Genomic DNA, 26388 nt, shown 5'->3' with positions numbered 1-26388 from the left:
AAATTATAATTAAAAAGCCGTCTCATAATTGATGAGACGGCATTTTTTATTCACCGTGTAAGAACGCTTTTTTATTTAGTAGTGCTTCTTCGGATTCTACATGATCTTCATCCGGAACACAGCAATCTACAGGACAAACTGCAGCACATTGTGGTTCTTCGTGGAATCCTTTACACTCTGTACATTTATCAGTAACAATAAAATAAACATCATCACTTACAGGTTCCTGAGGTGCATCCGCATCTACCGTTAATCCTGATGGCAATGTTACAGTACCACTTAACTCAGTACCTTCGGAAGCTTTCCAGTCTACGGCTCCTTCATATATTGCATTATTCGGGCATTCCGGTTCACAGGCTCCGCAATTAATGCATTCATCAGTTATTTTAATAGCCATCGCTAATTTTTTTTAAATTTGCACAAAATTACAAAATATTCCCCAATTTTGCAGTAATTATGAATATCGAAAATCAAGTTTTAGGACTTATTAAACTAAGTGGTTATATAAGAGCGTATTTAGCAAAAAGTACGGAGGAGTTCAACGAAAGTGATTCTGAATTTGAATTATTGTTGAGAAAGTCGGAAATAGAGAACCCGTGGTTTACTATTGATAATCAGAAATTTGCTTTCCGGCAATGGGCTGAATTGCTTACCGAAACGAATATAAAAGATTGGCTTAAAGACTATTCTGCATCTGAAACTTCAAAGCGGGTAGGGCTTATCCTGGCAGGAAATATTCCTCTTGTAGGTTGGCACGATGTGATCTCTGTTGTATTAAGCAATCATATTCCGGTGATCAAATTATCGTCAAAAGATCAATATATAATTCCTTTTTTATTAAAAAAATGGAAGGAATTTTCTGATAATAACGTGGAGTACGAATTTGTTGAAAGATTAGACAATTTTGATGCTGTAATTGCTACAGGAAGCAATAATACCGCGAGGTACCTGGAATACTACTTTAAAAATCATCTGAATATCATTCGTAAAAACAGGACATCGGTTGCTGTTCTGAAAGGAGATGAAACAGAAGAAGAGCTTAAGCTTCTCGCTAATGATATTTTCCAATATTTCGGATTAGGTTGCAGAAATGTCACGAGGGTTTTAATTCCTGAAGATTTCCTGATCGACAGGCTTTTTGAAAGTTTTATCGATCATAAAGATATCATCAATCATCATAAGTATGCTAATAATTATGATTATAACCGCGCAATTTATCTATTGAACCAGGATAAGTTCTGGGATAATAATTTTGTGATGTTAAAAGAAGACGATAAATTGTTCAGTCCTCTTTCTGTTATCAATTTCAGCAGGTATTCTTCAATGGATGAAGTGAGAAATTTTATTGCGGAAAATGAAGAAAATATCCAATGTATTGTGGCTAAAGATGAATTAGGATTAGACTCTATTCGTTTTGGAGAAGCCCAGAATCCGGGATTGAATACATATGCAGATAATGTGGATACCATGAAGTTCCTGGAAATAGTCTAACTTTAAGCCACCAAATCTCATAGTATGAAAAAATTGCTTTTTACCATAAGCCTCTTTACCGCGTCATTTTTATTTTCACAAAAAGTGGTAGGCTTAAAAATTCAAAATGACAACAGAAAGGAATCAACAGTAGAGCTTGATAAGGATAAAATTGCATTATATAATAAAAAGTATTTTGCATTTATACAGGCTCTGAAAACTTCTGCTGATCGCGCAACAATCGATGGTTTACTTTCTGAAAAGGTAAAGACCCTCGTGACTGATAAGGTATTGCAGAAGCTTAAAGACGGGATTCAGCTGGAGAAAAAAGCTGAAGTCTTTAAATCAGGTCATCAGACGTTGATGGATGGAATAAGCTATCCTTTTATTCAGTATAAATATTCTGATGATAAGTCGCCTTTGCCAAAAGATCTCATTACTGTTTTATTTGAGGAAGATGGCAGGATTATTGGAGTAAAACCTGTCGAGAAAAATAAATAAATTCATTATATTTAAAGAAAATATAAATTATGATTAAAGACGTTTTAGTAGCACAGTCTACCGATGTAGAGAAGGCTGCTTTTTACAAAAAAACCTATTTGCATGTTGCGCTTTCGATCCTTGCTTTTATTGGAGTTGAAACGATCTTATTGAAAACAGTTCCACAGGAGCTGATTTTTATGATGTTTGCTCAGAAGTATGCATGGTTATTGATTATCGGTGTTTTCTGGCTTGCTTCCGTTTTGGCAGCCAAATGGTCGTTGTCGCAAAGCAAATCAACACAATATTTAGGGCTTGGATTTTATGTTTTATTGGAAGCTGTTATTTTCCTGCCTTTGATTTATATTGCAATGGTATACTCTGGGCCTAATGTTATTTTTCAGGCGGCTATGTTAACCATCGCTATGTTTGCTGGTATATCGGCCGTAGCATTTACCTCCAAAAGGGACTTTTCATTCCTGAGAAACATCATTGTAATTGGTGGATTTATAGCAATTGGCCTTATTGTAGCCGGAATGATTTTCGGATTCAATCTTGGACTTTGGTTTTCTGTAGGTATGGTGATTCTTGCTTCTGCAACTATTCTATACCAGACAAGTAAACTTAAGGATTCTTATGCTACAGATCAATATGTAGGTGCGGCTCTTCAACTTTTCGCTTCAATCATGCTTTTATTCTGGTATGTTTTAAGCATCCTGATGAGCAGAAGAAGCTAAATAATCAACACAATATATTTGAAAGATCCCGATGCATAACATCGGGATCTTTTAGTATATCAAAGTCTTAAAAAATACAGGATGTCAATTTTTTTGTATTTTGGGTGCAACAACTTAATACCAAAACTTAATTATGGAAACAAAATTTGAAGGAGGAGTTAATATTGCCATAAAAATTCCTAAAAATAAATACGAACAAACGATCTCTTTTTATAAAGATATTCTCAAAATGGAGATTGAAGAGAAGCCTATAGACAACCCTACAGTATCAAGAACTCACGAAGTGAAGTTTGGCGGGAATACAGTGTGGCTTGATTGTGTGGATAATTATACCCATTCCGAAACATGGCTTGAGCTTAATGTGCCTGATGTACCGGCAGCGATATCTCATCTCAAGAATCATCATGTAGAAACATGTGATGAATTTGAAAAAATCCCTGATAATATGCATTGGATCACAGATCCGGCAGGGACGGTTTTTATTATTAAACAGCGTGATTGATATTGTCAAAGGCTGTAAACTAAAAAAAATCCTGATGTATTATCATCGGGATTTTTAGTATTTAGACATCAGGTTATCTAATCTTTAAATACTTTAATCTTTTAATTTTAAAATAAATTAAAACTATTTATCTATAGATCCTAATACCTTTTGTGCAAAAGAGTTTAAAGCATCTTTTTCGCTCATTCCGTTCTGAACATTAGCATGAACTTCTAACGCTCCACAGATATTGGTAATAAGCTCTCCTGCTACATTTAAATCTTCTTCACTTGTTCCTCTGAATTCACTGAAGCTTTCCAATACTTCAAGGGTCTTTTCCAGGTTTTCAGGGGTCTGATTCTGATAAAATTGTCTGATTACGGGTAACTTCATAATTATAATTCGTTGAAAAGGTTAATTAAACTTTCTGCCTGATTGGATTGAACCTGGTTAACAAGCGCTCCATTTTTAAAGATCGCAAACGTAGGAAGATTATCTACTTTAGCCAGTTTTCTGCTTTCAGGTAATTTCTCAGCGTCTACATAAAGAAATGGAATTGCTTCATTTTCAGAAGCCAGTTTTTTGAACTTTGGTTTCATAATTCTGCAGTTTCCGCACCATGTAGCACCGTATTGAACGACTACCTTTTCATTATCGTTTACTATATTCTGTAATGTATCTTCTGTTAACTCTGTGTACATAATTGTTGTGATTTTAATTTAAAAAAAATGGGGTCTGAAAATTCAAACCCCATTATTATTTTTAGTTTTTAGCTAAATATTCAGCGGTTGAATTTCTGTCAGCTTTCATAGCCTCTTTACCTTCTTCCCAGTTTGCAGGACAAACTTCTCCATGCTTTTGAACGTGAGTATAAGCATCTATTAGTCTTAAATATTCTTTCACGTTTCTTCCAAGTGGCATATCGTTTACAGACTCATGGAAGATTTTTCCTGTTTCGTCGATAAGATATGTTGCTCTGTAAGTTACATTAGAACCTGTAAAGCTTTCATTTCCTTCTTCATCGTATTCGAAATCCTGATCTACAATTCCTAAGATGTTTGCTAATTGTCTGTGAGTATCAGCTAAAAGAGGGTAAGTTACACCTTCGATACCTCCATTGTCTTTTGCAGTGTTCAACCATGCAAAGTGTACTTCGTTAGTATCACATGAAGCTCCGATTACTTTAGTGTTTCTTTTTTCAAATTCACCTAAAGCATCCTGAAAAGCATGAAGCTCTGTAGGGCAAACAAAAGTGAAATCTTTTGGATACCAGAATAAGATAACTTTCTCTTGATTTTTAGTCGTTTGTTCAAAAATGTTGATTCTTAAATCATCACCCATTTCAGACATCGCATCGATTGTTAGATTCGGGAATTTTTTTCCTACTAAAGACATAATTTTTCTGTTTTTATATTTAAATTTTCTGTTGCAAATATAGGAATGATTTGTCTATCGAACAAATGTAAATCGATTAATAAAATCTATAATTGTTTTCAAACCGATAGAAAGAAAAAAGCTCTGAATTCAGAGCTTTTTCATTAAATTTAATAACCGAAGATTTCGTTTAAGTTGAGCTTTTTTACCTCTCCTAATTTTTTCATGTCGGCTTCATTTACTTTGTCCTGAGATGCTACAATACAGTAGGTGAAATTTTTACCTTTCATTTCCTTATCGTGGAAACTGTTAATGTCTGCAAATGACAGTTTAGGAGCCTGATCATAAACATTCTTTCTGATATCAGTAGAATTGCCCAGCTTTTGAGCTCTTAAATAAGTAAAGATGATTCCGTCCTGGGTGATTCTTTCCGAAGCGATAGATTTCTTTAAACCACTTTTAGCTGTTTCAAATAGTTGTTGAGACTGCGGTAAAGTAGTGAGAAGCTCATTCATCGCTGTAGTAGACTCATTGAATTTATCTGCCTGAGTTCCTACATAAGCAGTAATCATATCTTTATCTTCTTTTTTGCTTGGAAGAGAGAAGTAAGAATAAGTAGAATAAGCCAGGGCTTTGGATTCTCTTATGGTCTGGAATACAATTGATCCCATTCCACCTCCGAAATAATTATTGAATAAGCTTACCGTAGGAGTAATCGTTGCATTATATTGCTCTCCGTTTCTTACCCAGAAAACTTCAGCCTGAACCATGTCATAATGAGCAAATAATACTTTGGTCTTATCTGTTGGTACCTGGGTGAAAGTTTTAGACTTCGGCATATCTTTTAAGGTAGCCGGAAGCTTGTGGATGGGAGTGAGGGATGCAACGGCTTCACTTCCGGATTTCGGACCGTAATACAATACTTTGTGTTTGTAGTTGAACAAATCGTGAAGTATTTTGATCAGGTCTTCTGCTTTTAAGGCATCAAGTTCTGCATCTGTCAATACATTATTAAATGGATTTTGAGGGCCATATTGTGCATAGCTTCTCAATCCAGCCATGATGCTGCCTTTATTCTGTTTTGCATTGGCTCTCGCTTTTTTCAATCTTGCTTTATAAGAATCTAGAGCAGCCTGGTCAGCTTCACAGTTTTTGATCAGGTCTTCGAATAAAGCTAATGTTTTATCAAAATTTTCGTTGAGACCTTCTATGGTTACATAGGTTTCCTCATTTCCGGCGCCTACGCTGAAACTTGATGCAAGTTTATAGAATTCCTTGCTGATGGTTTCGGACGATTTATTTTTGGTTCCGAGGTATTGAAGGTATTCTGCTGCCAAAGGAAGCATTTTGTTGTTCCATTTTCCTGAATCGAAGTGATAATACAGCCTGAATAATTCATTATCTGTATTTTTTACAGAAAGAACATCAATACCGCCTAATTTATTTTTTGCGATGTCTTTATCGAAATTCAGCCAAACCGGTGCGATGGCCGACTCAGGCATTTCGTTGATCTTTTTCAGGAAAGGAGACTGGTCGTCTCTGTTTACAGAAACAGGAGTAATTGTAGGCTTATCTACTTTTACAATGTTTTTATCTTCTCCTTTTCTCTTATAGATGGCAACGTAATTGTTGTCCTGAAGATATTTGGAAGCAAAGTCCATGATATCTTTTTTAGTAAGTTTCGATATCTCTTCTACATATTCCAAAGCTGCTTTGTGGTCAATATCAGAAGTGAACTCATCCATTAAAGTACTTGCTCTTGAAGAGTACTTTTCATTATTCTGAATGATATTCTTCCTTTCGTTATTTACGATAGATTGTATAAGATCATCAGAGAATTCTCCCTTTCTTAATTTATCAATCTCCTGCAGTAACAATGTTTTAACCTGATCTAAAGATTGACCTTCTGTAGGGTTCCCTTGCAGGAAGAGAACAGAGTAGTCTTTTAAAACATAAGGGAAAGCATAGGCAGCTAATAATTTTTGTTTTTTCACAAGATCAAGGTCAATAAGTCCCGCTTGCCCGTTAGTTAGCATGCTTCCTATCAGATTCAGAAGTCTGGCATCTCTTGTTGTCGCTCCCGGAAATCTGAAGCCTATCGTGATGTTTTCTGGGTTAGGGCCAAATACTTCTTTAGTGATCGGTGCAGTAATAGGCTGCTCCTGCCCAACAGTGTAAGCAGGAATCTCCTTAGGTTTCATATAGGAGAATTCTTTATCGATTTTAACGATCATTTCATCAGGATTGAAATCTCCAGACATGATGATTCCCATGTTGTTAGGAACATAATAATTGTTAAAATATTCTCTGATTGCTTTTAGAGAAGGGTTCTTTAAGTGTTCAACGGTTCCGATTGTAGTTTGTTTCCCGTAATTGTTATTTGGAAATATGGCCGCGAACATCGCTTCATAAACTTTTCTTGAATCATTATCCAGGCCGCGGTTCTTTTCTTCATAAACTGCTTCCAGCTCCGTATGGAAAAGCCTTAAAATGGGTTGTCTGAATCTTTCTGCCTGAACAGCTAAGAATTTATCGGTAACATTTGAAGGGATGTCTTCCGTATACACCGTTTGTTCAAATGATGTAAAAGCATTGGTGCCATCTGCTCCCATTCCTGACATCATTTTATCATATTCATTGGCAATGGCATATTTCGCTGCCTCTCCGGATACTTTGTCTATTTCTTTGTAGATCTCTTTTCTCTTGGCTTCATCTTTTGTCTGATTGTATTTTTCATACAATGCATCGATCTGATCCAGCAGAGGTTTTTCTTTTGCCCAGTCTTTGGATCCGAACTTGTCGGTACCTTTAAAAAGCATGTGTTCAAGGTAATGGGCTAAACCTGTATGGTCAGCAGGGTCGGTTTTGCTTCCTGCTTTGGTAGCAATATACGTCTGGATTCTTGGGTCCTTTTTGGTTGGACTTAAAATAACAGTTAAGCCGTTTTTCAGTTTATAATATCTTGCGGCGGTTGGGTCATTGGTTACATATCGGTAAGTATAACCGTTGGCCGTAGCTTCTTTCCATTGGAAATCCTGTGCATGAACATAGCCCGTAAAACTAGCTGCTGCAATGCTTGTTGCAATAGTGATTCTCTTTAATAAATTCATCGGTTGGTATTGTTAGTTAAATTTCTCTAATAGTTCCTTGATTCTTCTCATGGCCTCCCGTAGATCATCTTCTGATGCAGCATAAGAGAATCTGATGCATTCAGGGCTTCCAAAGGAAACACCGCCAACGCATCCTACATGGGCATTTTCTAAAATAAACATAGCAAAATCATCAGCATCTTTAATTTCGGTTCCGTTCAAAGTTTTGCCTATATAGTAAGAAATATCCGGAAAGAAATAGAAGGCTGCTTTAGGCAAAAGAACCTTGAATCCAGGGATTTCAGTGATCAGATCATAGACAAGATCTCTTCTTTTTTTGAAGGCATCGATCATGTATCTGTATTCTGAAGGATCTGTTTTCAGAGCAGTAATAGAAGCTCTCTGGGCCATTGTATTGGCTCCGCTGGTCATTTGCCCCTGAACTTTTTCACAAGCTTTTGCCAACCATTCAGGACATGCGGAATATCCTATTCTCCAGCCTGTCATCGCAAAAGCTTTGGACATTCCGTTGATTACGGCTGTTTGCTCATATACTTCAGGAAATTGGGATATAGATGCTGTTTTAGTTTCATAGTTGATAAACTCGTAGATTTCATCAGAAATCACAGTAACATGAGGGTATTTAGCAATGACTTTAGCCAGGGATTTTAATTCGTCGTAAGTGTAATATCCACCGGAAGGATTACAAGGTGAACTGAATAAAACAGCTTTGGTTTTATCTGTAATCGCTTCTTCCAGCTGTTCGGCAGTGATTTTGAAATCAGTTACATAAGAGGTTGGAACCATTACGGAATTTCCGCCCATCATTTTTACCATTTCGTCATAACTTACCCAATAAGGTGTTGGAAGGATTACTTCATCTCCGTCATTGATGATGGCAGCCAGAACATTTAAAATAGCTTGTTTGGCACCATTGGAAACACATATTTGCGTAGGTTTATATTCTAAATGATTATCTCTTTTTAATTTGTATGCAATAGCTTCACGAAGCTCCAGAAAGCCCGGAACAGGAGAGTAATGACTGTAATTTTGATTAATGGCATCAAAAGCCGCTTGTTTTATATTGTCGGGAACATCAAAATCCGGTTCGCCAAGTGTTAAGCTGATAACGTCTATTCCGTTGGCTTTCATTTCTCTAGCCTTATTAGACATTACAAAAGTCTGCGAGTATCCAAGTCTTTTTACTCTATCTGAAAGTTTGTCCATGTAATATTTTTGTATTGTAACAAAAATATATAATAAAACTTAATTTAAATATAATATTAAAATAAAAAAAGCTTCTCAAGCTGTACGTTTTGTATATTTAAATCATCTTACATTTAATCTTATGAAATATTCTGTTCTTCTGCTGTTGATTCCGTTTATAGGTTTTTCACAAATACCTGAAAAAGACGGTGAAATAAAAAAATATGTTTCCGAGGTAAACTCGGATTCCCTGAAAAGTTATATCAACAGTCTTGTAAGTTTTAATACAAGACATACGTTAAGCAAGATAAATGATCCGGAAAATGGGATAGGAGCGGCAAGGACCTGGGTTTTAAGTAAGTTTAAAGAATTTGCAAAAAATTCAGGGGGAAGAATGGAAGTTTATTTGCAGCAGCAAGATATTCAGCCGGATGGAAAAAGGGTAGATCAGGTGACTAATCTTGGGAATGTGTGTGCTTTTTTAAGGGGGACTGACCCTGGTGACAAAAGGGTTTTCCTGATTTCAGGACATCTAGATTCTCGTGTTACGGATGTGATGAACAGGACATCGTTTGCTCCAGGGGCAAATGACGATGGAAGTGGAGTAAGTGCTGTGATAGAAGGGGCAAGGGTTCTCAGCAGATCCCAGTTTCCGGCATCTGTTATTTTCGTTGCTTTTTCCGGAGAAGAACAGTCGCTGCTTGGTTCTAAATTACTGGCAGAGAAAATGAAAAAGGAGAATGTGCAATTAGAAGCTGTTTTGAATAATGATATGATAGGAAATGCCAAAGCGGGAGAGACTGGTGAAATCAATGATCACACACTGCGGGTGTTCAGTGAAGGATTGCCTTATGCTGACCTGGATAAAAAAGCTTTGGGATTAAGAAATCTGGGCTTGGAAAATGATGGCGAATCCCGTCAGTTAGCGAGATACATTAAGGAGGTTGCTGAAAAATATGTGAAAAAACTTGAAGTAAAGCTGATCTACAGAAATGACAGGTTTTTACGTGGAGGAGATCATTCGAGCTTTGTGAACTGTGGATTTCCTTCTGTAAGATTGACGGAATATTATGAAAATTATGATCATCAGCATCAGGATATAAGAAAAGAAAATAATAAGCAATATGGTGATCTTCCTGAGTTTATTGACTTTAATTATTTGCGAAAGAATGTAGCTGCCAATGTTGCTGTATTAGCCAGTCTTGCTAAATCTGCATCAAAGCCCGAGCAGGTTGAAATAGAAGTTAAAGAACTTACCAACTCTACTGTCCTGCATTGGAAAAAACCAAAATCAGGACTGGCTGCAGGCTACTATGTGTTAGTGAGAGAAACAGATAATCCTTTGTGGCAGAAGAAAATATTTACCAAGGAGCTTTCACTGAAAATCCCGCTCTCAAAAGACAACTATATTTTTGCAGTACAAACCGTGAATACAAGCGGAAACGTAAGTGTACCGGTGATACCGGCTATTGCAAAATAATCTTATTGGCTTAAAAACCCTGATTTAGGCGACTTAATTTGAATACAACGTGAAATAAACTTATTTTTGCAAATTATAATAATTCTTATGTCTATATCGTTACTATTAAAATATTTTCCGGATCTCACAGAAAATCAGATACAACAATTTACTCAATTGGAAAGTCTCTATAATGAGTGGAATGAAAAGATCAATGTGATTTCCAGAAAAGATATGGAATCTTTATATGAAAAGCATATCCTGCATTCATTAGGGATTGCTAAAGTAATGGAGTTTTCTCCCGGAACCCGGGTTCTTGATATTGGAACGGGAGGTGGTTTTCCCGGAATTCCTTTAGCTATTTTATTTCCGGATTCTCAATTTACACTCATAGATTCCATCGGTAAGAAGATCAGTGTTGTAAATGCTGTTGCAGAAGGAGTAGGACTTACTAATGTTACTGCAATCCATGGTAGAGCTGAGAAATTAAAAGAAAAATTTCACTTTGTAGTGAGCCGGGCGGTTACTCAAATGCCTGAATTCCTAAGATGGTTGAAAGGTAAATTTGAAAAAGAACAATTTAATGCGAAGCATAATGGGGTGCTATATCTGAAAGGAGGAGATCTCGCTGAAGAACTTGCCGGTTTGAAGTGTGAAATTTATAATCTTAATACTTATTTTAAAGAAGAGTTTTTTGATACCAAAAAAGTAGTTTATTTATCGAAAGGGAATTTTAATTCTTAATTTTCGTTAACAAAGGAATAATTTTTGCTAAATATTTATTAATAATCGAAAAATATTGTGTTATGAAAAGACTTTTAAATATTGGGTTTTCTGCAATAATTTTAGGGATAGTTGTTGCTTCCTGTCATGATGATGATTATGAATCCATACAATCTATTGATAAGGTAAAAATTGATAGTGTAAAAATTTCTAAAGACACGATGAACGTTTTTGATATTCAGCATATAAAAACTTATTCTTCTTATGTGTCACAATGTGAAGGCTTCTATGGCTATGATTACATTCACAGTGATAATTTAACCAGAACGGTTACTGCTTATAAATTCCGAACTGATGCTCAATGTTCACAATCTACCCACCAGGGTATGAATCAGATCAATTTCAATCCTCAGCAGACCGGAACTTATACCTTTAAATTCTGGCAGGGAACGAACAGCTGGATCACCAAAACCATCGTAGTGAAATAATGAAGTGGATCATCTTTATTTGTCTTTTGGTATCCGTTCAGATATTCGGTCAGAAAATTATCTGGAAAGAAGATCAGAAGCTTACCTGGGATGATTTTAAAAGTCCGGTGAGCAGAAAAAGCAATAAAGATGTAGTTGCCTATACTCATTGTGGTTGGGAATATTCCGTTGTCACTTCCTCCAACCCTGCATCTCCTGTGAAAATTGAAGTTCTAACTATTTTCAATAAAGATAAGTCGTGGAAAGATGTCAAAAGGATTAATGATTATGTATTACTCCACGAGCAAAAGCATTTTGATATTGCTGAACTATATGCCAGAAAGCTTCGGAAAGAAGTAATGGAAAACATTAAAACCGCAGGTGATTACCAGAAAAAATTCAAAGCTATTTATGACAGGGTGTTGCATGAATACAGAGATTTCCAGATTGCCTATGACAAAGAAACACAAAATGGAATGAATAAGGAAAAGCAAGCTGAATATAATGCCAGTATAACGGAACAGTTAGACCAATTAAATAGCTATAAAAAGTCTTGAAATTTCTCAATAAAATCATTCACGAACTCTTAGCCCAAAATACAGATTTATCCGTATTTAATATTGTTATTCCCGGAAAAAGACCCATTGTTTTTATCCGTCAGATCCTTGAGGAAAATAATTATTCTGGGTTTCTGCCCAACTTTTATACGATAGAGGAACTTATTGACCGTATTGCGGATAAGCAACCCATTCAGGGGATTGCCCTGTGGCTTTTTGCGTTTGATGTCTATAAAAGTCTTAACCTGATTCCCAATGATAATTTCTCTGACTTTTTGAAGTGGTTTCCTACTTTACAAAAAGACTGGGATGATATTTTGAAATTTTCGGATAGTGATGAAGTAGTACTCCAGTATATGTTTGATGAAGAGAGGATCAAGGAGTGGGCTCAGAATTTAGGAGAAGATGATGATGTTCCAAGGAAAAAGTTCCTTAATTTCTGGAGGAATATGAATATTTTTCTTCCTGTTTTAAAAAAGAAATTACAGGAAAGGAATTGGGCTACTTCAGGAATGATCCATGAAATAGCTAAAGCTAAAATAAACGATTTCGCCAAGGCGACCGACCAGCAGTTTGTATTCTGTGGGTTTAATGCTTTCACTCCGGTGGAAGAAAAGCTGGTGAGAAGTTTGCTCCAATGGGATAAAGGACAGTGCTTTTTCCAGGCAGATCATTACTATTTCGATGATGAAAGGCAAGAAGCCGGAAAGTTTCTGAGAAATCATAAGTTGTGGAAGGAGTTTAATGACAGCAGGGCTTTTCAGTGGATCGAAGATGATTTTAACCAACCTAAAAACATCAATGTTTATGAAGTTTCCGGTAATGTAACTCAAACAAAAATACTGCCTGAGATATTCAGTGAAATTGAGAACAAAACCTATTCGAATACTGCATTGGTGCTGCTGGATGAAAATCTGCTTCCGGCAAGTCTGGATGTTATGCATGGTGTTGACCATCTGAATATTACCATGGGGTTTCCTCTGAAGAATCTCTCTTTTTCCAATGCTGTCAAACAGCTTTTCTATCTCCAGAAACAATTGGAAAAAAATAAATCCTCATATTATTACAGGGATTTGTTTCCTATCCTCGAAGAGCTCCCGAAATCGACTGAAGATGAACAGATTATCAATCAGTTTAAAACAAGGATAGAAGAGAGAAATATCGTTTATATATCCCAGAAACTATTACGGGAACTCTTAAGCGGACTCTCTTATTTTCATTTACTTCAAAAGGCAGATTCAACAGGACGCTACCTTGACATGCTTATTGATTTTTGTAAGAAGATTAAATGGTTGGAAATAGATGATATCCAATATGAAAATGTTTCCCATTTTGAAAATGCATTCAGGATCATTAAAAATCAGGTGACCCCTTATGATTTTGAGATTAAGATGGAAACGCTTGAAATACTTATTAACCAGCATATTAATTCCGAGAGTATCGACTTTCAGGGAGAGCCTTTAAGAGGATTACAGATCATGGGATTGCTGGAAACCAGGCTTTTAAATTTTGAGAACGTGATTCTGCTATCTGTAAATGAAGGAAAGCTGCCCTTAGGAAATTCGCAGAATACTTATATTCCTTTTGATATAAGAAAGTTCTTTGATCTTCACACCTTTTTGGAAAACGATAGTATTTATGCCTACCATTTTTACAGGCTGATTCAGGATGCTCAGAATGTACATCTTTTATTCAATGCTTTAAGTTCAGGCGTTAACAGTGGTGAAAAAAGCCGATTTATTACCCAGATTGAAATGGAAAGCTCTCACAATATCGAGCACCTAATTATAGAAAATTCCTCTGAACCCATTTCCTCTCAGCCTATTGAAATTAATAAAACGGATATTGTTCTGGAAAGACTTGAAAAATGGAAAGAAAAAGTATCTGCTTCCCATTTGACGAGTTACCTTTATAATCCTATCGATTTTTATTTATCAAAGATTTTAAATACATCGGAAACTGATGAAATCGAAGAAGAGTTATCTGTTAAAAATTACGGAAATCTGGTTCATTATTCACTTCAAGAAGTATATGAAGTACTTAAAGGTAAAATATTAAAAGAAAATGATTTAAAAGAATCAATTAAAGCAATAGATCAATATATCGATATAGCAATTGAAAAGCTTAAACACCAGCCGGAATTCTATGAAAAGGGAATGAATTTTATCCATAAAGCAATTGCAAAAAAGGTAATTGAAAGCATTCTTACTTACGATCTGGATCTTGTAAAGTCAGGAAACAAACTGGAAATTATTGCCATCGAAAGAAGGTTTGAGAATGTGGATTTTTATCTGGACGACATCACAAAAGATAAAGTTTCTTTCTTTGGATTTATAGACCGCATAGACCGCCTTAACGGAACTGTAAGGATTATCGATTACAAGACCGCAAAAATTAAAAATCTGATCGTAAAAATTGATGCTGATAATGTAGATGCCTATTTTCATAACAGCGACAGAAAACAGGCTCTTCAGTTGTGTATTTATCAGTATGTAATTCAAAGTCTTCCTGAATTTTGGGGTTTTCCTGTTGAAACCGGGATCTGGAGTTTCGCAGAGGCAAAAAAAGGGGTTGTTTCCCTGCAATTTGAAAAAGGTGGTATTGATGAAGCTATGAAATCGGTACGTAGTCTTATTCTTGAAATTCTTAACCCTGAGGTTAGCTTTAAAGAAAACATCAAATCATTTACTAATTAAGCTGAATGAATGCTGATGTTCACGGAGTTCTTCCTATAAAAAAAGCTGCCTTATATATGTAATATAAGGCAGCTTTGGAATCAATATAATTTGAAATGAAGAAAGTAATGTTATAATTTTATTTTCTTGTGAATAGTTTTTCCATCAGATAGGGTTACCTGCGTTACATAAACTCCCGGCTCCAAAGATTTGGATTCAAAGCTGGAGGAAGTAAGATCCACATTTTGTATTAATGTTCCTGAAATGGAATAAATATGAATGTTTTTCAGGCCATTTTTAGCACGGACTTTAATCTGATTATTTTGAGAGAATATATCAGTACTGTTTTCTACATTATTTCCGGTGATGCTCTTATTGAACTGGAGACCATAGAATTCTGTTAAGACTTCAAATGTGTAATTTTTTGATTCTAAGGTATTTGTGTTAATTCCGCCTTCTCTTGTATATTCTTTTTGAGGAATTGTTTTAACAAGGCTTTTATTCTCATCAAATATATTAATAGCCATCAACTCATCAGGATTGATCTTTAAACTGATTATATTATTGTTTTCGGAATTTACAATATCCTTTTCGCTAATAGGAGTTGGGGCATTTTTGATATATGAGATCCATTTATTTTCATCGTTTTGAGATACTTTTAGTAGATATACACCATCTTGTAAAGTGCCTAAATTCTGATGAGTTAATGATTTTCCTTGAGAATTATCTTTGTTAAAATCTTTTATTTCAATCACTTCCATGGATCCTGAATTAGGTTGTATCTGTGACGAATAAAGAGGATTTAGCTTTGGTTGTGAATCAGCGGACTTTGAAGTGATTTTTGCCCATTCATTAAAAAGCCCACCGCTCCTGAGGGTATTAAATTTTGCATTAGATGCCAGAACAAATGGAACTATTCCTCCAACATGTCCCAGAGGGCCCCAATAAAAAGACTGAAGCTTATATTTATCCAGATCCCACCATGAGTAATAGCCTCTTTGTACATCAATCGTTTTTGATGTATTTTCAGGTGGGATCGCAAGATCTACACTTGAGTGCCCTAAAGTCATAGGCGTTTTGTTATACCAGTCATAAACATCATTTGATTTTAAACAAAGTCTGAGTTTATTATTGTTGTTATTAGTAACGTCATTCACAAAATTATTTGTAAAAAGTTTTCTCCAGATGAGAGGTCCCCATAATAACCCTCCATTATCCTGCAGGACATGATAATTATACTTATCCATATATTCCGCGGAAATAACCTCTGAAATACTGGTGTTATATGTTTTGTATCCTATGTTGTTACAGGTATTTACTACGTTGGCCAGGAAAGAAGTAAATGGATAGACATCTTTTTCTAAAACCCCTTTTTGCAGTGTAACTCCTGAAAAATCATACGGCCCGTCACCCATGTAGGCATATTTGAATTTCAATTGAGTGGGATTCGAATCGTTCAGCTTTTTTAAAGTAGACATTGCAGCGTGTGCTCCCTGGGAATATCCTGTCAGAAAATATTCATCATATCGTTTTATCCCTAACTGTGCTAATACTTTATTGGCGGCTGTTACAAAATCGATAGTCGCACTGGCTTCAGTAGGGTAATGGACATAAGGATGAACGCCATCACCACTTCCCATTCCCACATAGTCCGGAGCCATAAGGATATATCCATTCAGTACATAGGATAATTCAACAACAAATCCTGCGTATAATACACCCCTTAAATTAGAAGGAACATTATTTCTGCTGTCTGTTGTTCCATGGTCGGAAACAACGGTAGATAGTTTGTAGTTAACGTTAGGGTACATAACCAGACCGGTTGCTTTTACCAGTGTATTGTTTTCATTTTTAGTGTAGTAAGTAATTTTGTACGCTTTCAAACCCACGTTAAATCCATTAAGATAGCTTACAAAATCAGGAGCATTTTGTTCTCCAAGGTTATTGGCGATAAAATTGATAACTCCCTGGGGAGTTAAATCCAGCTTTTGTTCAAAACTGGCAACGTCTCCTGCCTGCTGGGAAAAGTAAAATGGAGCAGCAAGTCCAAGCAATAAAAGAGTAATTTTTTTCATAATGACAATTTTTGGTTAGGTTAATATAGAATTTTTTAAAATTAAATTCACCTTGTTGAGATATCAATAATTATTCATTGAATAGTAGTATTGCAATTATTACAAAATAAAAGCGTCCGGTCAGCTGACCGGACGCTTTATACATCTCTATTATTTTATACTTAGAAAGCATTAATACCAGTAATATCCATTCCGGTAATTAACAGGTGAACATCGTGGGTTCCCTCATAAGTAATTACCGATTCAAGGTTTGCAGCGTGTCTCATCATTGGGAATTCCCCCATGATTCCCATTCCTCCTAAAATCTGACGGGATTCTCTGGCGATATCTATAGCCATTTTTACGTTATTTCTTTTAGCCATTGAAATCTGTGCAGGACTTGCTTTGTGATCGTTTTTAAGATTTCCTAACTGTAAACAAAGCAATTGTGCTTTTGTAATTTCTGTCAAAAATTCAGCTAATTTTTTCTGTTGTAGCTGATAAGATCCGATTGGATTGCCAAATTGTTTTCTCTCTTTAGAATACTGAACAGCAGTACAGTAGCAGTCAATTGCTGCCCCGATTACTCCCCAGGAAATCCCGTATCTTGCCGAGTTAAGGCAAGAAAGAGGTCCCTTTAATCCCGTTACTCCAGGAAGAAGGTTTTCTTTTGGAACCTTTACATTATTGAATACCAATTCTCCGGTTTTAGAAGCTCTCAAACTCCACTTATTATGTGTTTCAGGAGTCGTAAATCCTTCCATTCCTCTTTCAACGATTAATCCCTGAATTTTTCCTTCTTCATTTTTAGCCCAAACTACCGCAATATCGCATAAAGGAGAGTTTGTGATCCACATTTTCGCACCATTTAGAAGATAATGATCTCCCATATCTTTAAAATAGGTTTCCATAGAGCCGGGATCTGATCCATGGTTAGGCTCCGTTAATCCAAAAGATCCGATCATGTCTCCGGATGCCAGCTGAGGAAGGTATTTTTTTTTCTGTTCCTCAGAACCAAATTCATTAATAGGAAACATCACCAAAGAACTTTGTACAGAAGCGGCAGAACGAACTGCTGAATCTCCTCTTTCCAATTCCTGCATGATAAGACCATAAGAGATCTGATCTAATCCGGAACCACCGTATTCTACCGGAATATATGGACCAAGCGCACCTATTTTCCCTAATTCTTTCATTAAACCAGGTAAATCGGTATGATTTTGAGCAGCATGATCTATCTGAGGCATTACAAAGCTTTCTACCCAATCCCTTATAGATTGGCGGATTAGCTTGTGTTCTTCGGTAAGTAAGGCATCAATTCCGTAATAGTCAGGAATACTTGTAAGAGGATAATATGACATTTTTTAAATTTTCCTAAAAATAGCATTTTTCGCGATTTCAGAAAAATTTTTTTTACTTGCTTTATTTCAGCCTATTTTTTTAATGTACCTGCAGGACATATAGAATTACGCCAACTTTTTAAGATGACGATAATCTAAGTTTTAAATAAGAACGTTGTTGAATTATTCCTCTTCCTCTTCGTTGGAAATAGGATAGTGGTTGGCGGAGTTATGGATTTTATTCTTGAATTTATAGAGATAGGGCGCTTTGTTGGCAGAGCCATCATATAGTTTTTCCAGTCTTTCAAGAATATTTAAGCTTAATATTTTACGCTGAAAATTATTCCTTCTGAATTTCTGACCTAAAATGGTTTCGTACAATGACTGCAAGTCCTTCATGGTAAATTTCAACGGTAATAAATTGCTGGCAGCCACCTCGGTATTGATATTCATTCGAAGGTATTCCAATCCTGTTTCAATAATTTTATCATGATCAAATGCCATTTTAGGCAGGTTATTCACTTCAAACCATTCACAGGTTTCATTAAAAGCGTCCGGAAAAGTATTGGCAAGGGAAAAGTCAATAAGACTGCAATATCCTACAGTGATGAACCTTTGAAATATCCAGTGATTTCTCGGTACTTCTATGCCTTTATTTTTAAGGAGGATCTGGTGGACATTGTTTTCCGTACGGTCTATCCTTCCAAAGGTATGGAACTGTTTCAGGAAAATGTCCTTCAGGTGGGTTCTTTCGTAAAGTACACGTTGAGCAGCCTCTCTCAGATCTTCATCATTAAACACAAATCCGCCGGGAAGTGACCAGAGATCTAAATCATGATATTTTAAGAGCAGAACTTTCAGGATATTATTGTGAAAACCAAATATGGTACAGTCCACTGAAATGTGGGCTACAAAGTCTTTAGTATCAATAAGCTCCTTAAGCGTTTCTTTATTTTTTGAATCCTTGATTTCCATGGGAGTAAAAATAAAATTATTTTCAATATGTTTTTTTAATAAGTTTAAAATAAATCAAACTTATTGAAAAAAGGACAGTTACAATAAATAAAATGTATAGTGGATAGTACGTTAGTAATTGATTTTCAAAGAGTAGTGATATAACGATAGAACTTACTGAACTTCCCAAAGACGAAAAAATAACGATTAATGAAGTAAAAAGATTCGTTTTTTCTTTATCCACCTGAACAATCATTTTGGAATTAAGAACCGGATAGAGAGGAGAAAGAAACAATCCTATAACAGGAAATAAAAATAAAATGACCTTTGAATCTTCAGAATCAAGGTATTGTATTCCTAAAATACCTGCTAACACGAAAATAATAAACAGTAAGCAGAAGATATAATATTTTGAAAGATGAAAACGATGGATAACGTTCGCGGTGATTGTTCTTCCTACATAAGAGAAAAGAGCTAAAAAGGAAGATGCCTGAAGGGCAAAGAACGAATTGACCTTCAAATGGTTTTTATAAAATGAAGGTAACCAGGAATTAAAGCTTTGCTCAACAAATACAATGGAAAAGACAACAACCAAAAATACAACAATAGAAGGAGTTATAAATCCTGACAGGTCGGAAAGAAAGGTTTTATTTTCAAAATTCTTTTCCGGTTCAGCGATCTCCAATCTTGAAAACAAAATAATGGTAACAAAGGAGAGTAAGGAAATTCCGATAAACCCAAACTTCCAGTATTCCGAATATTGACTGGAGATCAGCCACCCAAACCCCGTATTGACCACAAAGATCCCGATCATGAATGATGCTTCTACATTACTCATGGTTTTGGTAAGGGATTTTTCATCGGAAATATTATTTCTGATAATTCCGAAAACACAAATCTTCCCTATGGCAAAGCATGTCCCTATAATAGCAAACCAAAGCTTATAAAACCAGAATACTTTTACGAAGGGAAGAATTGATGAACAGATTCCTACAATAATCAGAGCAAAGATCAAAGCTTTTTTTGTCCCGATTCTGCTTATAAAATTGACGGCAAAAAGAGAAAAAAAGGCAATTGGTAAATCTTTGAAAGATTCTAAAAGTCCCAATTTTTCATAAGTGATTTTGGCTTCGGAAAGTTGCAAGATAACAATACCCATGCAGTTTAAGACCATAGAGAAAATGAGGAAGGTAAGTTTTAACGGAAGTGAAATATTGTGAAGCTTGCTCGTCATTTTGGGGATTAATTTTATTAAATTTTTATGAGTTTTTATGAAATTTTAATCAAAAAAAAGGGCTTTGAACCCCCAAAAATAAAAGAAATATTAAAATATTTATTAATATAATGTTAACTATTTAAAAAAAAATATATTTTTATTGTCTCAAAATGAGAATTAAAAAACTAACTGTATATGAATATTAGAATATCAAGAGGTTTGGGAGTAGTTGCTGTGCTATATTTTACAGCTAATTTCAGTGCCCAGAAAACAACCAATGATACTCTTCCGAAAGAACAGAAAATTGAGGAAGTGGTAATGATTGGTTATGGTACTCAAAAAAAGAGTAATGTGACCGGAGCAATATCGAGCATCAAAGCTTCCGATATTGATGACGTTCCTATGGGAAGACCAGAGCAGGTTCTGCAAGGTAGGGCAGCGGGTGTTTCCGTAATTTCAAATTCCGGACAACCGGGTTCGCCTGCTACAATCAGGGTCCGTGGTATTACCAGTTTTGGTGCGGGAAGTAACGATCCCTTGTGGGTTGTAGATGGTATCGTAGTGGATAACATTGCCTGGTTAAATCAGTCCGATATTGAGGGAATGGAAATCCTGAAAGATGGTGCTTCGGCTGCAATCTACGGGGTTTCTGCAGCGAAAGGGGTTGTCCTGATTACTACTAAGAAGGGAGCTAAAGGAAGATTAAACCTTTCTTATAATGGTTTCTTTGGAGTAGGAAGTGCTGCAAAAAAACTTGATCTCCTTAATGCTACACAATATGGGATGATCATGAACGAAGCTAATATGAATGATGGAAGAGCACCTGAATTTGCAAATCCTTCAGCTTTGGGAAATGGAACAGATTGGCAAAAACAAATTTTTAATTCTGCTCAACGTTCTTCCCATGAATTCAGCATCAGTGGAGGAAGCGATAAATCTACTTTTTATACTTCATTTGGTTATTATGACCAACAGGGTATTGTATTGCGGGATATCTCTAATTACAAAAGGATTAACGGAAGAATTAATTCCACGCATAAAGTATTTGATTTCTTAACGGTTGGACAAACTTTTGCCTATACACACACTAAATCACAGGGAATTAATGCGAATGGAGAGTTTGGTGGACCTTTGAGTTCCGCGATCAACCTCGACCCAACAACTCCTGTGGTAGTAACAAACGGAGTGGCTAATCAGCCTTTTCCTAGTGACTACATTAATAACCCTAATCACATCAACGATCCTAACGGAAATCCATATGGAATCTCCCACTATGTAAGTAAAGAGATGTCCAACCCATTGGCTTTCCAGCAAACTCAGTTAGGAAGGTATAACTGGACGGATGATTTGGTTGCCAATGTATTTGCGGATTTGAAGTTAAGCAAGCACCTGAGCTTTAAATCAAGCGTAAATGGGAAGCTTTCCTATTGGGGGAATCAGGCATTTACGCCGGTATCATATTTAAGTTCTGCAGTTAAGAATGACTTTAACAGCTTATTCAGAGAAACACAGAAAAAATTTGAATGGAGTACAGAGAATACGGTTACCTATCAAAATAAATTCGGACAGCACAGCTTAAATGTATTGTTGGGACAAGGATATTATGAGTATAATATTTCTTCAGGTCAAAACACTACTTATAAAAACTTACCTACGAATAACTGGCAGGAAGCTTCTTTTAATTTTGAAATTCCTCAGTCCGACAGATCTACCAACGCTTGGGACGGGAAAGAAACCCATAAAACTTCCTATTTTGCGAGAGTGGTTTACGACTATGCAAACAGATACCTTTTCACCGGAACAATTCGTAGAGACGGATCATCAAAATTCGCAAGAGCTTATCACTGGGGGAACTTCCCGGCAATGTCTTTGGGATGGAATGTATCCAATGAAGAATTCTGGCCGGAAAATAATGTTATTAACAGCTTTAAGCTAAGAGGGGGATATGGAGTCTTAGGAAATGATGCCATTGATGATTTCCAATATGCCAACTTCCTGATTCCTGGAAGTAATTATACCTTCGGAGATGATGTAATCCATATTGGATATGCGCCAAGTACATTAGAGAACCCTAATCTGAAATGGGAAAGGACTTCTCAGCTAAACATCGCTGCGGATTTAAAAATCTTTAAGAACTTTGATTTATCAGTAGATGTGTACAGAAAGAAAAGTACGGATATTTTGAGAAAAATCGATCTTCCGGGTTACCTTGGTCTGATCAACAACCCTTGGAGAAATATTGGGGATATGAATAATGACGGGGTGGAAGTAAGTCTTGGATATAAAAAGAACTGGGGTGATTTTGGATTTTCAGCAAACGGAAATTTTGCTTATCTGAAAAATGAAATTACAAGGCTTGAAGGAGATAAACCTTATGTAAACTTTGCTTCATACCAATCAATGGGAGCTGTTTCCAGACTACAGGTTGGTTCCTCTTACGGATCATTTTATGGATATCAGAACTTAGGTATTTTCCAAAACCAGGCAGAAATTGACGCGTACAGAAATGCTTCTGGAGGTCTGATTCAGGCTAACGCAAAGCCGGGAGATTTCAAGCGACTGGACGCTAATGGTGATGGAAAAATTGATGAGAATGACTATGTAAACCTTGGAAATTCTGTTCCAAAATATACGTTTGGACTTACCCTGAATATGAACTACAAAAACTTCGATCTGATGATATTTGCTCAGGGACAAGCAGGGAACAAAATATTCCAGGGATTGAGAAGACTGGATATCCAGGAAGCCAATTATCAAACAACCATTCTTGATCGTTGGACAGGAGAAGGAACTTCCAACACCATTGCAAGGGTGACCAAAGATGATCCTAATCAAAACTATACAAGAATGTCTGATTATTATTTGCAAAAGGGTGATTATTTACGTTTGAAACTGGTACAGGTAGGATATACACTTCCAAAAAATCTTTCTGAAACAATTGGAGCAAGTAAAGTAAGATTCTACGTTACGGCAGAAAACCTTGTTACTTTCACTAAGTATACAGGATTTGATCCTGAAATCGCAGGAGGAGATACATTCGGAATCGACCGGGCGTATTATCCACAGGCAAGAACTTTCCTTTTCGGAGCTAGTGTACAATTTTAATTAAAAGAAAAATGAAAAATAAAAGATTTATATATAAGAGTTTATCTGTCTTATTATTAGCAGGAATAGGCTTTGGAGCTGTTTCTTGTAATAACAGCAACCTAGAGGATGTACAGAACTCAGGGACATTTGAACCCGATAATTATTTTAGAAATGAAGCTGAGTCATTCAGTGGTCTTGTGGCTGTGTATGATATGTTGAGAAAATACTCTGGTGGATTTGAAAATGAGGTTACTTTCTTCAACGGAGCATCTGATGATTTCTATTCCGGAGGGGGAAGCTCCACGGATGGTGCAGGAATACAAGGGTTTTCTAATTATACGATCAATCCTATTATTATGCCTCCTAGTTATTGGAAAGATTTTTATCAGGGCATTGCGAAAGCGAATCTATTGTTTGAAAGGATTCCGAATTCAAATATGGACGAACAGAAAAGAAAGCGTTTCATTGCAGAAGCAAAAGTCCTAAGGTCATTGTATTATTTTGAATTATTGAGGATATTCAAAAATATTCCATTGATTTTAAAACCGATTAAATATGACGATGATTACTATAATATTCCTCAGGCAAAACCTGAAGATGTGTATACCCAGATAGAATCCGATATTCTTTCTGCTATTAATGATCTGCCAGTATCCATTGCATCAACAAACAAAAGTGAACTTGGAAGAATCACACAAGGATCTGCTCGTGCTATATTAGGCAAGATTTATTTATATGATAAAAAGAATTCTGAAGCGGCTACCCAGTTTGCAATGGTAAACGGAACTCCAGGAGGAACGAGCCAGTATGGATATAAATTGGTTGCTAATTTTGCCGATCTGTGGGTGGTGAACAATAAATTCACGTCAGAATCTATATTAGAAGTAATGCATACCAATAAGAGTAATGCAGACTGGGCATTTTGGGGAAGTGGAAAGGATGAAGGAAATACAGTCAACCAGATGGTAGCAATAATATCTTACGGAAAGGTGGCTCCGGCACCAGGACAACCTGCAAATGATGCACCGGACATCTATAAAGGATGGGGATTCAATCCTGCAACCGACGATCTGTTTAATTTCATGCAGGGAGATCCTCGTTTAAATGCGACCATCTTTAATGCAAAACAATTAAAGCAAGACGGTAAGATTACCTATACGCCAGGATTCAAGGATACAGGATATTTCTTACAGAAATTTTTACCTACAAATGCTGATAAATCCACGGAGCCGGGAGCTACAGAATTGAACTTCCGTCAAAATTATATGGCCATCAGATTAGCAGATACTTATCTTATGGAAGCAGAAGCTTTAGGAGGTTCCGGAGCAAGAGCTCAGGCCCTACTAGATGCTGTAAGGGATAGAGTAGGATTGCCTTCAGTTCCGGTTTCTATGCAGGCTATTAAAGACGAAAGAAGGAGAGAGCTAGCAGGTGAAGGACACAGATGGTTCGACCTGGTAAGATGGGGGGATGCTCCGGCAAAATTGGGAGCAAGAGGCTTTACTGCAGGTAAAAATGAAATTTTGCCAATTCCTTTTAATGAACTAGTAAATACAGCATTAAAACAAAACCCTGGCTACTAAAAACATGAAGTTTCACAGTTTATATAGTTTCTTTTTTAGAAGTATCACACCACTTTGTGGTGTGGTACTTTTATCTTTATCAGCATGTAAGTCACATTCGGTAAGTACAAGAAACGAAGTTCAGATATGGCTTACGAAAGGAGATGAGAGTATAAAATTACAACAGCAACCTTCAATTGGTTTTACAAACAATCCGGGTAGCAGTCAGAATATTGAAATTGATGACCAGCAGAAGTTTCAATATATTGACGGTTTCGGATATACGCTGACAGGAGGAAGTGTGGAAGTAATCAACAGGCTTTCAGAAACTAAAAGAAAAGCTTTATTATATGAACTTTTTGGTAAAAAGGATCAGTCCATTTCAGTCTCTTATATAAGATTGAGTGTCGGAGCTTCAGATCTTGACGGTGAAGTTTTCTCCTATGACGATTTACCGGAAGGACAAAAAGATATGTCATTACAACATTTCAGCCTCGCAAAGGACAAAGATCTGATTGCTATGCTAAAGGAGATTTTAGCAATTAATCCTAAAATTAAGTTTATTTCGGCACCCTGGTCTGCACCTGTCTGGATGAAAGATAACGGAAAGTCAAAAGGGGGAAGTTTAAAGCCAGAGTATTATAAGGTTTATGCTGATTACTTTGTAAAATACATCCAGGGAATGAAAAAAGAAGGGGTTACAATTGATGCCATTACACCTCAGAATGAACCCTTACACCCGGGAAACAATCCAAGTTTATATATGACCTCTGATCAGCAGAAAGATTTTATTAAAAATCATTTGGGACCTGCTTTTAAATCTAAAGGCATTACAACTAAGATTGTTGTGTACGACCACAATTGTAATAAACCTGAATACGCAACCAATATACTGAGTGATCCCGAAGCTTATCAATATGTCGATGGTTCTGCATTCCATCTTTATGAAGGCGATATTTCTGCGTTAAGTACTGTCCATAATGCTTATCCTGATAAAAACCTTTACTTTACAGAGCAGTGGACAGGTTCCAGGAGCAACTTTAATGAAGATCTGAATTGGCATACCAAGAATGTGATCATCGGTTCTATGAGAAACTGGAGTAAAATAGCTCTGGAATGGAACCTTGCTAATGATCCGCAGTATAAGCCGCACACTGAAGGTGGCTGTACGGAATGTAAAGGAGCCATTACAGTTTCCGATAAAGAAAATTTTACGAGAAACGTTTCGTATTACATTATTGCGCACGCTTCTAAGTTCATTCCGGCAAACTCGCAAAGGATAGCTTCATCTCAAACCGATAATCTGTCGACTGTAGCATTCAGAACACCTGAAGGAAGAACAGTTTTGATCGTACAAAATAATAATAAAACGGAAGAGACCTTCTCTCTTAAATTTAATCAAAAAACAGCTCAGGTAAGTTTACCCGGAAACGCTGTTGCAACCTATATTTTCTAAA

General features: G+C 36.2%; 22 protein-coding genes. 12 read left to right on the top strand and 10 right to left on the bottom strand.

Going from position 1 to position 26388, the window contains the following annotated elements:
• Positions 1–46: 46 nt before the first annotated feature.
• Positions 47–397 (bottom strand): 4Fe-4S dicluster domain-containing protein, encoded by a 351-nt coding sequence (locus AAEU33_RS16485; RefSeq protein ID WP_048510542.1) that lies wholly within the window; start codon positions 395–397, stop codon positions 47–49.
• A gap of 59 nt (positions 398–456) precedes the next feature.
• Here AAEU33_RS16485 and AAEU33_RS16480 point away from each other — a divergent pair, with 59 nt between their 5' ends.
• From AAEU33_RS16480 to AAEU33_RS16465, 4 genes are all read left to right on the top strand, one after another.
• Positions 457–1491: an acyl-CoA reductase gene (locus AAEU33_RS16480; protein WP_345988908.1), complete on the top strand. Its 1035-nt coding sequence runs from the start codon at positions 457–459 to the stop codon at positions 1489–1491.
• 24 nt (positions 1492–1515) lie between these two features.
• Positions 1516–1971 carry a peptidylprolyl isomerase gene (locus AAEU33_RS16475; protein WP_345988906.1) on the top strand — a complete coding sequence of 152 codons (456 nt, stop codon included), beginning with the start codon at positions 1516–1518 and terminating at the stop codon, positions 1969–1971.
• Positions 1972–2000: 29 nt separating this feature from the next.
• A complete protein-coding gene (locus AAEU33_RS16470) occupies positions 2001–2687 on the top strand; it encodes a Bax inhibitor-1 family protein (protein WP_345988903.1) in 687 nt (228 codons plus the stop codon).
• A 133-nt stretch (positions 2688–2820) separates the two neighbouring features.
• Positions 2821–3189, top strand: a complete 369-nt coding sequence (locus tag AAEU33_RS16465; RefSeq protein ID WP_172283320.1) for a hypothetical protein — start codon at positions 2821–2823, stop codon at positions 3187–3189.
• A gap of 123 nt (positions 3190–3312) precedes the next feature.
• Here AAEU33_RS16465 and AAEU33_RS16460 read toward each other — a convergent pair whose 3' ends face one another.
• From AAEU33_RS16460 to AAEU33_RS16440, 5 genes are all read right to left on the bottom strand, one after another.
• Positions 3313–3561: a hypothetical protein gene (locus tag AAEU33_RS16460; protein WP_027375263.1), complete on the bottom strand. Its 249-nt coding sequence runs from the start codon at positions 3559–3561 to the stop codon at positions 3313–3315.
• A 2-nt stretch (positions 3562–3563) separates the two neighbouring features.
• Positions 3564–3869 carry a thioredoxin family protein gene (locus tag AAEU33_RS16455; RefSeq protein WP_172283318.1) on the bottom strand — a complete coding sequence of 102 codons (306 nt, stop codon included), beginning with the start codon at positions 3867–3869 and terminating at the stop codon, positions 3564–3566.
• A gap of 61 nt (positions 3870–3930) precedes the next feature.
• The gene (locus tag AAEU33_RS16450) at positions 3931–4563 is read right to left on the bottom strand and encodes a peroxiredoxin (protein WP_172283316.1); all 633 of its coding nucleotides are present in this window, start codon (positions 4561–4563) and stop codon (positions 3931–3933) included.
• A 149-nt stretch (positions 4564–4712) separates the two neighbouring features.
• Positions 4713–7652, bottom strand: coding sequence for an insulinase family protein (locus AAEU33_RS16445; protein ID WP_345988896.1), 2940 nt, complete (start codon positions 7650–7652; stop codon positions 4713–4715).
• Positions 7653–7664: 12 nt separating this feature from the next.
• Positions 7665–8858: a pyridoxal phosphate-dependent aminotransferase gene (locus AAEU33_RS16440; RefSeq protein WP_345988893.1), complete on the bottom strand. Its 1194-nt coding sequence runs from the start codon at positions 8856–8858 to the stop codon at positions 7665–7667.
• Between the two features lie 121 nt (positions 8859–8979).
• Between AAEU33_RS16440 and AAEU33_RS16435 the strand changes: the two genes are divergently transcribed.
• The 5 genes from AAEU33_RS16435 (at position 8980) to AAEU33_RS16415 (ending at position 14739) form a co-directional block, all read left to right on the top strand.
• Entirely contained in the window at positions 8980–10317 is a 1338-nt protein-coding gene (locus AAEU33_RS16435; protein ID WP_345988890.1) for a M28 family peptidase, read from the top strand.
• 87 nt (positions 10318–10404) lie between these two features.
• Complete coding sequence (gene rsmG, locus AAEU33_RS16430) at positions 10405–11040, top strand: 16S rRNA (guanine(527)-N(7))-methyltransferase RsmG (RefSeq protein WP_273647805.1); 636 nt, start codon at positions 10405–10407, stop codon at positions 11038–11040.
• A gap of 62 nt (positions 11041–11102) precedes the next feature.
• Positions 11103–11507 (top strand): hypothetical protein, encoded by a 405-nt coding sequence (locus AAEU33_RS16425; RefSeq protein WP_273647806.1) that lies wholly within the window; start codon positions 11103–11105, stop codon positions 11505–11507.
• The gene (locus AAEU33_RS16420; protein ID WP_345988883.1) at positions 11507–12043 is read left to right on the top strand and encodes a DUF922 domain-containing protein; all 537 of its coding nucleotides are present in this window, start codon (positions 11507–11509) and stop codon (positions 12041–12043) included. The genes AAEU33_RS16425 and AAEU33_RS16420 overlap by 1 nt, the downstream gene beginning before the upstream one ends.
• Positions 12040–14739: a PD-(D/E)XK nuclease family protein gene (locus tag AAEU33_RS16415; protein WP_345988880.1), complete on the top strand. Its 2700-nt coding sequence runs from the start codon at positions 12040–12042 to the stop codon at positions 14737–14739. Before AAEU33_RS16420 ends, AAEU33_RS16415 begins: the two co-directional genes overlap by 4 nt.
• Before the next feature lie 110 nt (positions 14740–14849).
• Here AAEU33_RS16415 and AAEU33_RS16410 read toward each other — a convergent pair whose 3' ends face one another.
• The 4 genes from AAEU33_RS16410 to AAEU33_RS16395 all read right to left on the bottom strand — a co-directional run bounded on the left by AAEU33_RS16410 (position 14850) and on the right by AAEU33_RS16395 (position 20300).
• Positions 14850–16793 carry a T9SS type A sorting domain-containing protein gene (locus AAEU33_RS16410; protein ID WP_345988878.1) on the bottom strand — a complete coding sequence of 648 codons (1944 nt, stop codon included), beginning with the start codon at positions 16791–16793 and terminating at the stop codon, positions 14850–14852.
• Between the two features lie 161 nt (positions 16794–16954).
• Positions 16955–18133 (bottom strand): acyl-CoA dehydrogenase family protein, encoded by a 1179-nt coding sequence (locus AAEU33_RS16405; RefSeq protein WP_345988874.1) that lies wholly within the window; start codon positions 18131–18133, stop codon positions 16955–16957.
• Positions 18134–18295: 162 nt separating this feature from the next.
• A complete protein-coding gene (locus AAEU33_RS16400) occupies positions 18296–19087 on the bottom strand; it encodes an NUDIX domain-containing protein (RefSeq protein WP_172283297.1) in 792 nt (263 codons plus the stop codon).
• 22 nt (positions 19088–19109) lie between these two features.
• Positions 19110–20300 carry an MFS transporter gene (locus tag AAEU33_RS16395; protein ID WP_345988869.1) on the bottom strand — a complete coding sequence of 397 codons (1191 nt, stop codon included), beginning with the start codon at positions 20298–20300 and terminating at the stop codon, positions 19110–19112.
• A gap of 177 nt (positions 20301–20477) precedes the next feature.
• Here AAEU33_RS16395 and AAEU33_RS16390 point away from each other — a divergent pair, with 177 nt between their 5' ends.
• Genes AAEU33_RS16390 through AAEU33_RS16380 form a run of 3 tightly spaced genes read left to right on the top strand, consistent with a single transcriptional unit; the run spans position 20478 to position 26387 of the window.
• Positions 20478–23387, top strand: a complete 2910-nt coding sequence (locus AAEU33_RS16390) for a TonB-dependent receptor (protein WP_345988866.1) — start codon at positions 20478–20480, stop codon at positions 23385–23387.
• A gap of 11 nt (positions 23388–23398) precedes the next feature.
• On the top strand, positions 23399–24952 hold the full coding sequence (locus AAEU33_RS16385) for a RagB/SusD family nutrient uptake outer membrane protein (RefSeq protein ID WP_273647813.1): 1554 nt from the start codon (positions 23399–23401) through the stop codon (positions 24950–24952).
• A 4-nt stretch (positions 24953–24956) separates the two neighbouring features.
• Entirely contained in the window at positions 24957–26387 is a 1431-nt protein-coding gene (locus AAEU33_RS16380) for a glycoside hydrolase family 30 beta sandwich domain-containing protein (RefSeq protein ID WP_345988860.1), read from the top strand.
• Position 26388: the final 1 nt, after the last annotated feature.

The sequence above is a fragment of the Chryseobacterium sp. Chry.R1 genome, assembly GCF_039645525.1.
GTDB classification, from domain to species: Bacteria; Bacteroidota; Bacteroidia; order Flavobacteriales; family Weeksellaceae; genus Chryseobacterium; species Chryseobacterium proteolyticum.
The sequence above is the reverse complement of the archived record's forward strand: the minus strand, read 5'-3'. Positions and strand labels throughout refer to the sequence as shown.

What these genes read in the sequence shown, in the direction of transcription:
- AAEU33_RS16485 (WP_048510542.1), bottom strand. Translation starts at nt 397, where the DNA reads ATGGCTATTAAAATAACTGATGAATGCATTAATTGCGGAGCCTGTGAA.
- AAEU33_RS16480 (WP_345988908.1), top strand. Translation starts at nt 457, where the DNA reads ATGAATATCGAAAATCAAGTTTTAGGACTTATTAAACTAAGTGGTTAT.
- AAEU33_RS16475 (WP_345988906.1), top strand. Translation starts at nt 1,516, where the DNA reads ATGAAAAAATTGCTTTTTACCATAAGCCTCTTTACCGCGTCATTTTTA.
- AAEU33_RS16470 (WP_345988903.1), top strand. Translation starts at nt 2,001, where the DNA reads ATGATTAAAGACGTTTTAGTAGCACAGTCTACCGATGTAGAGAAGGCT.
- AAEU33_RS16465 (WP_172283320.1), top strand. Translation starts at nt 2,821, where the DNA reads ATGGAAACAAAATTTGAAGGAGGAGTTAATATTGCCATAAAAATTCCT.
- AAEU33_RS16460 (WP_027375263.1), bottom strand. Translation starts at nt 3,561, where the DNA reads ATGAAGTTACCCGTAATCAGACAATTTTATCAGAATCAGACCCCTGAA.
- AAEU33_RS16455 (WP_172283318.1), bottom strand. Translation starts at nt 3,869, where the DNA reads ATGTACACAGAGTTAACAGAAGATACATTACAGAATATAGTAAACGAT.
- AAEU33_RS16450 (WP_172283316.1), bottom strand. Translation starts at nt 4,563, where the DNA reads ATGTCTTTAGTAGGAAAAAAATTCCCGAATCTAACAATCGATGCGATG.
- AAEU33_RS16445 (WP_345988896.1), bottom strand. Translation starts at nt 7,652, where the DNA reads ATGAATTTATTAAAGAGAATCACTATTGCAACAAGCATTGCAGCAGCT.
- AAEU33_RS16440 (WP_345988893.1), bottom strand. Translation starts at nt 8,858, where the DNA reads ATGGACAAACTTTCAGATAGAGTAAAAAGACTTGGATACTCGCAGACT.
- AAEU33_RS16435 (WP_345988890.1), top strand. Translation starts at nt 8,980, where the DNA reads ATGAAATATTCTGTTCTTCTGCTGTTGATTCCGTTTATAGGTTTTTCA.
- rsmG (WP_273647805.1), top strand. Translation starts at nt 10,405, where the DNA reads ATGTCTATATCGTTACTATTAAAATATTTTCCGGATCTCACAGAAAAT.
- AAEU33_RS16425 (WP_273647806.1), top strand. Translation starts at nt 11,103, where the DNA reads ATGAAAAGACTTTTAAATATTGGGTTTTCTGCAATAATTTTAGGGATA.
- AAEU33_RS16420 (WP_345988883.1), top strand. Translation starts at nt 11,507, where the DNA reads ATGAAGTGGATCATCTTTATTTGTCTTTTGGTATCCGTTCAGATATTC.
- AAEU33_RS16410 (WP_345988878.1), bottom strand. Translation starts at nt 16,793, where the DNA reads ATGAAAAAAATTACTCTTTTATTGCTTGGACTTGCTGCTCCATTTTAC.
- AAEU33_RS16405 (WP_345988874.1), bottom strand. Translation starts at nt 18,133, where the DNA reads ATGTCATATTATCCTCTTACAAGTATTCCTGACTATTACGGAATTGAT.
- AAEU33_RS16400 (WP_172283297.1), bottom strand. Translation starts at nt 19,087, where the DNA reads ATGGAAATCAAGGATTCAAAAAATAAAGAAACGCTTAAGGAGCTTATT.
- AAEU33_RS16395 (WP_345988869.1), bottom strand. Translation starts at nt 20,300, where the DNA reads ATGACGAGCAAGCTTCACAATATTTCACTTCCGTTAAAACTTACCTTC.
- AAEU33_RS16390 (WP_345988866.1), top strand. Translation starts at nt 20,478, where the DNA reads ATGAATATTAGAATATCAAGAGGTTTGGGAGTAGTTGCTGTGCTATAT.
- AAEU33_RS16385 (WP_273647813.1), top strand. Translation starts at nt 23,399, where the DNA reads ATGAAAAATAAAAGATTTATATATAAGAGTTTATCTGTCTTATTATTA.
- AAEU33_RS16380 (WP_345988860.1), top strand. Translation starts at nt 24,957, where the DNA reads ATGAAGTTTCACAGTTTATATAGTTTCTTTTTTAGAAGTATCACACCA.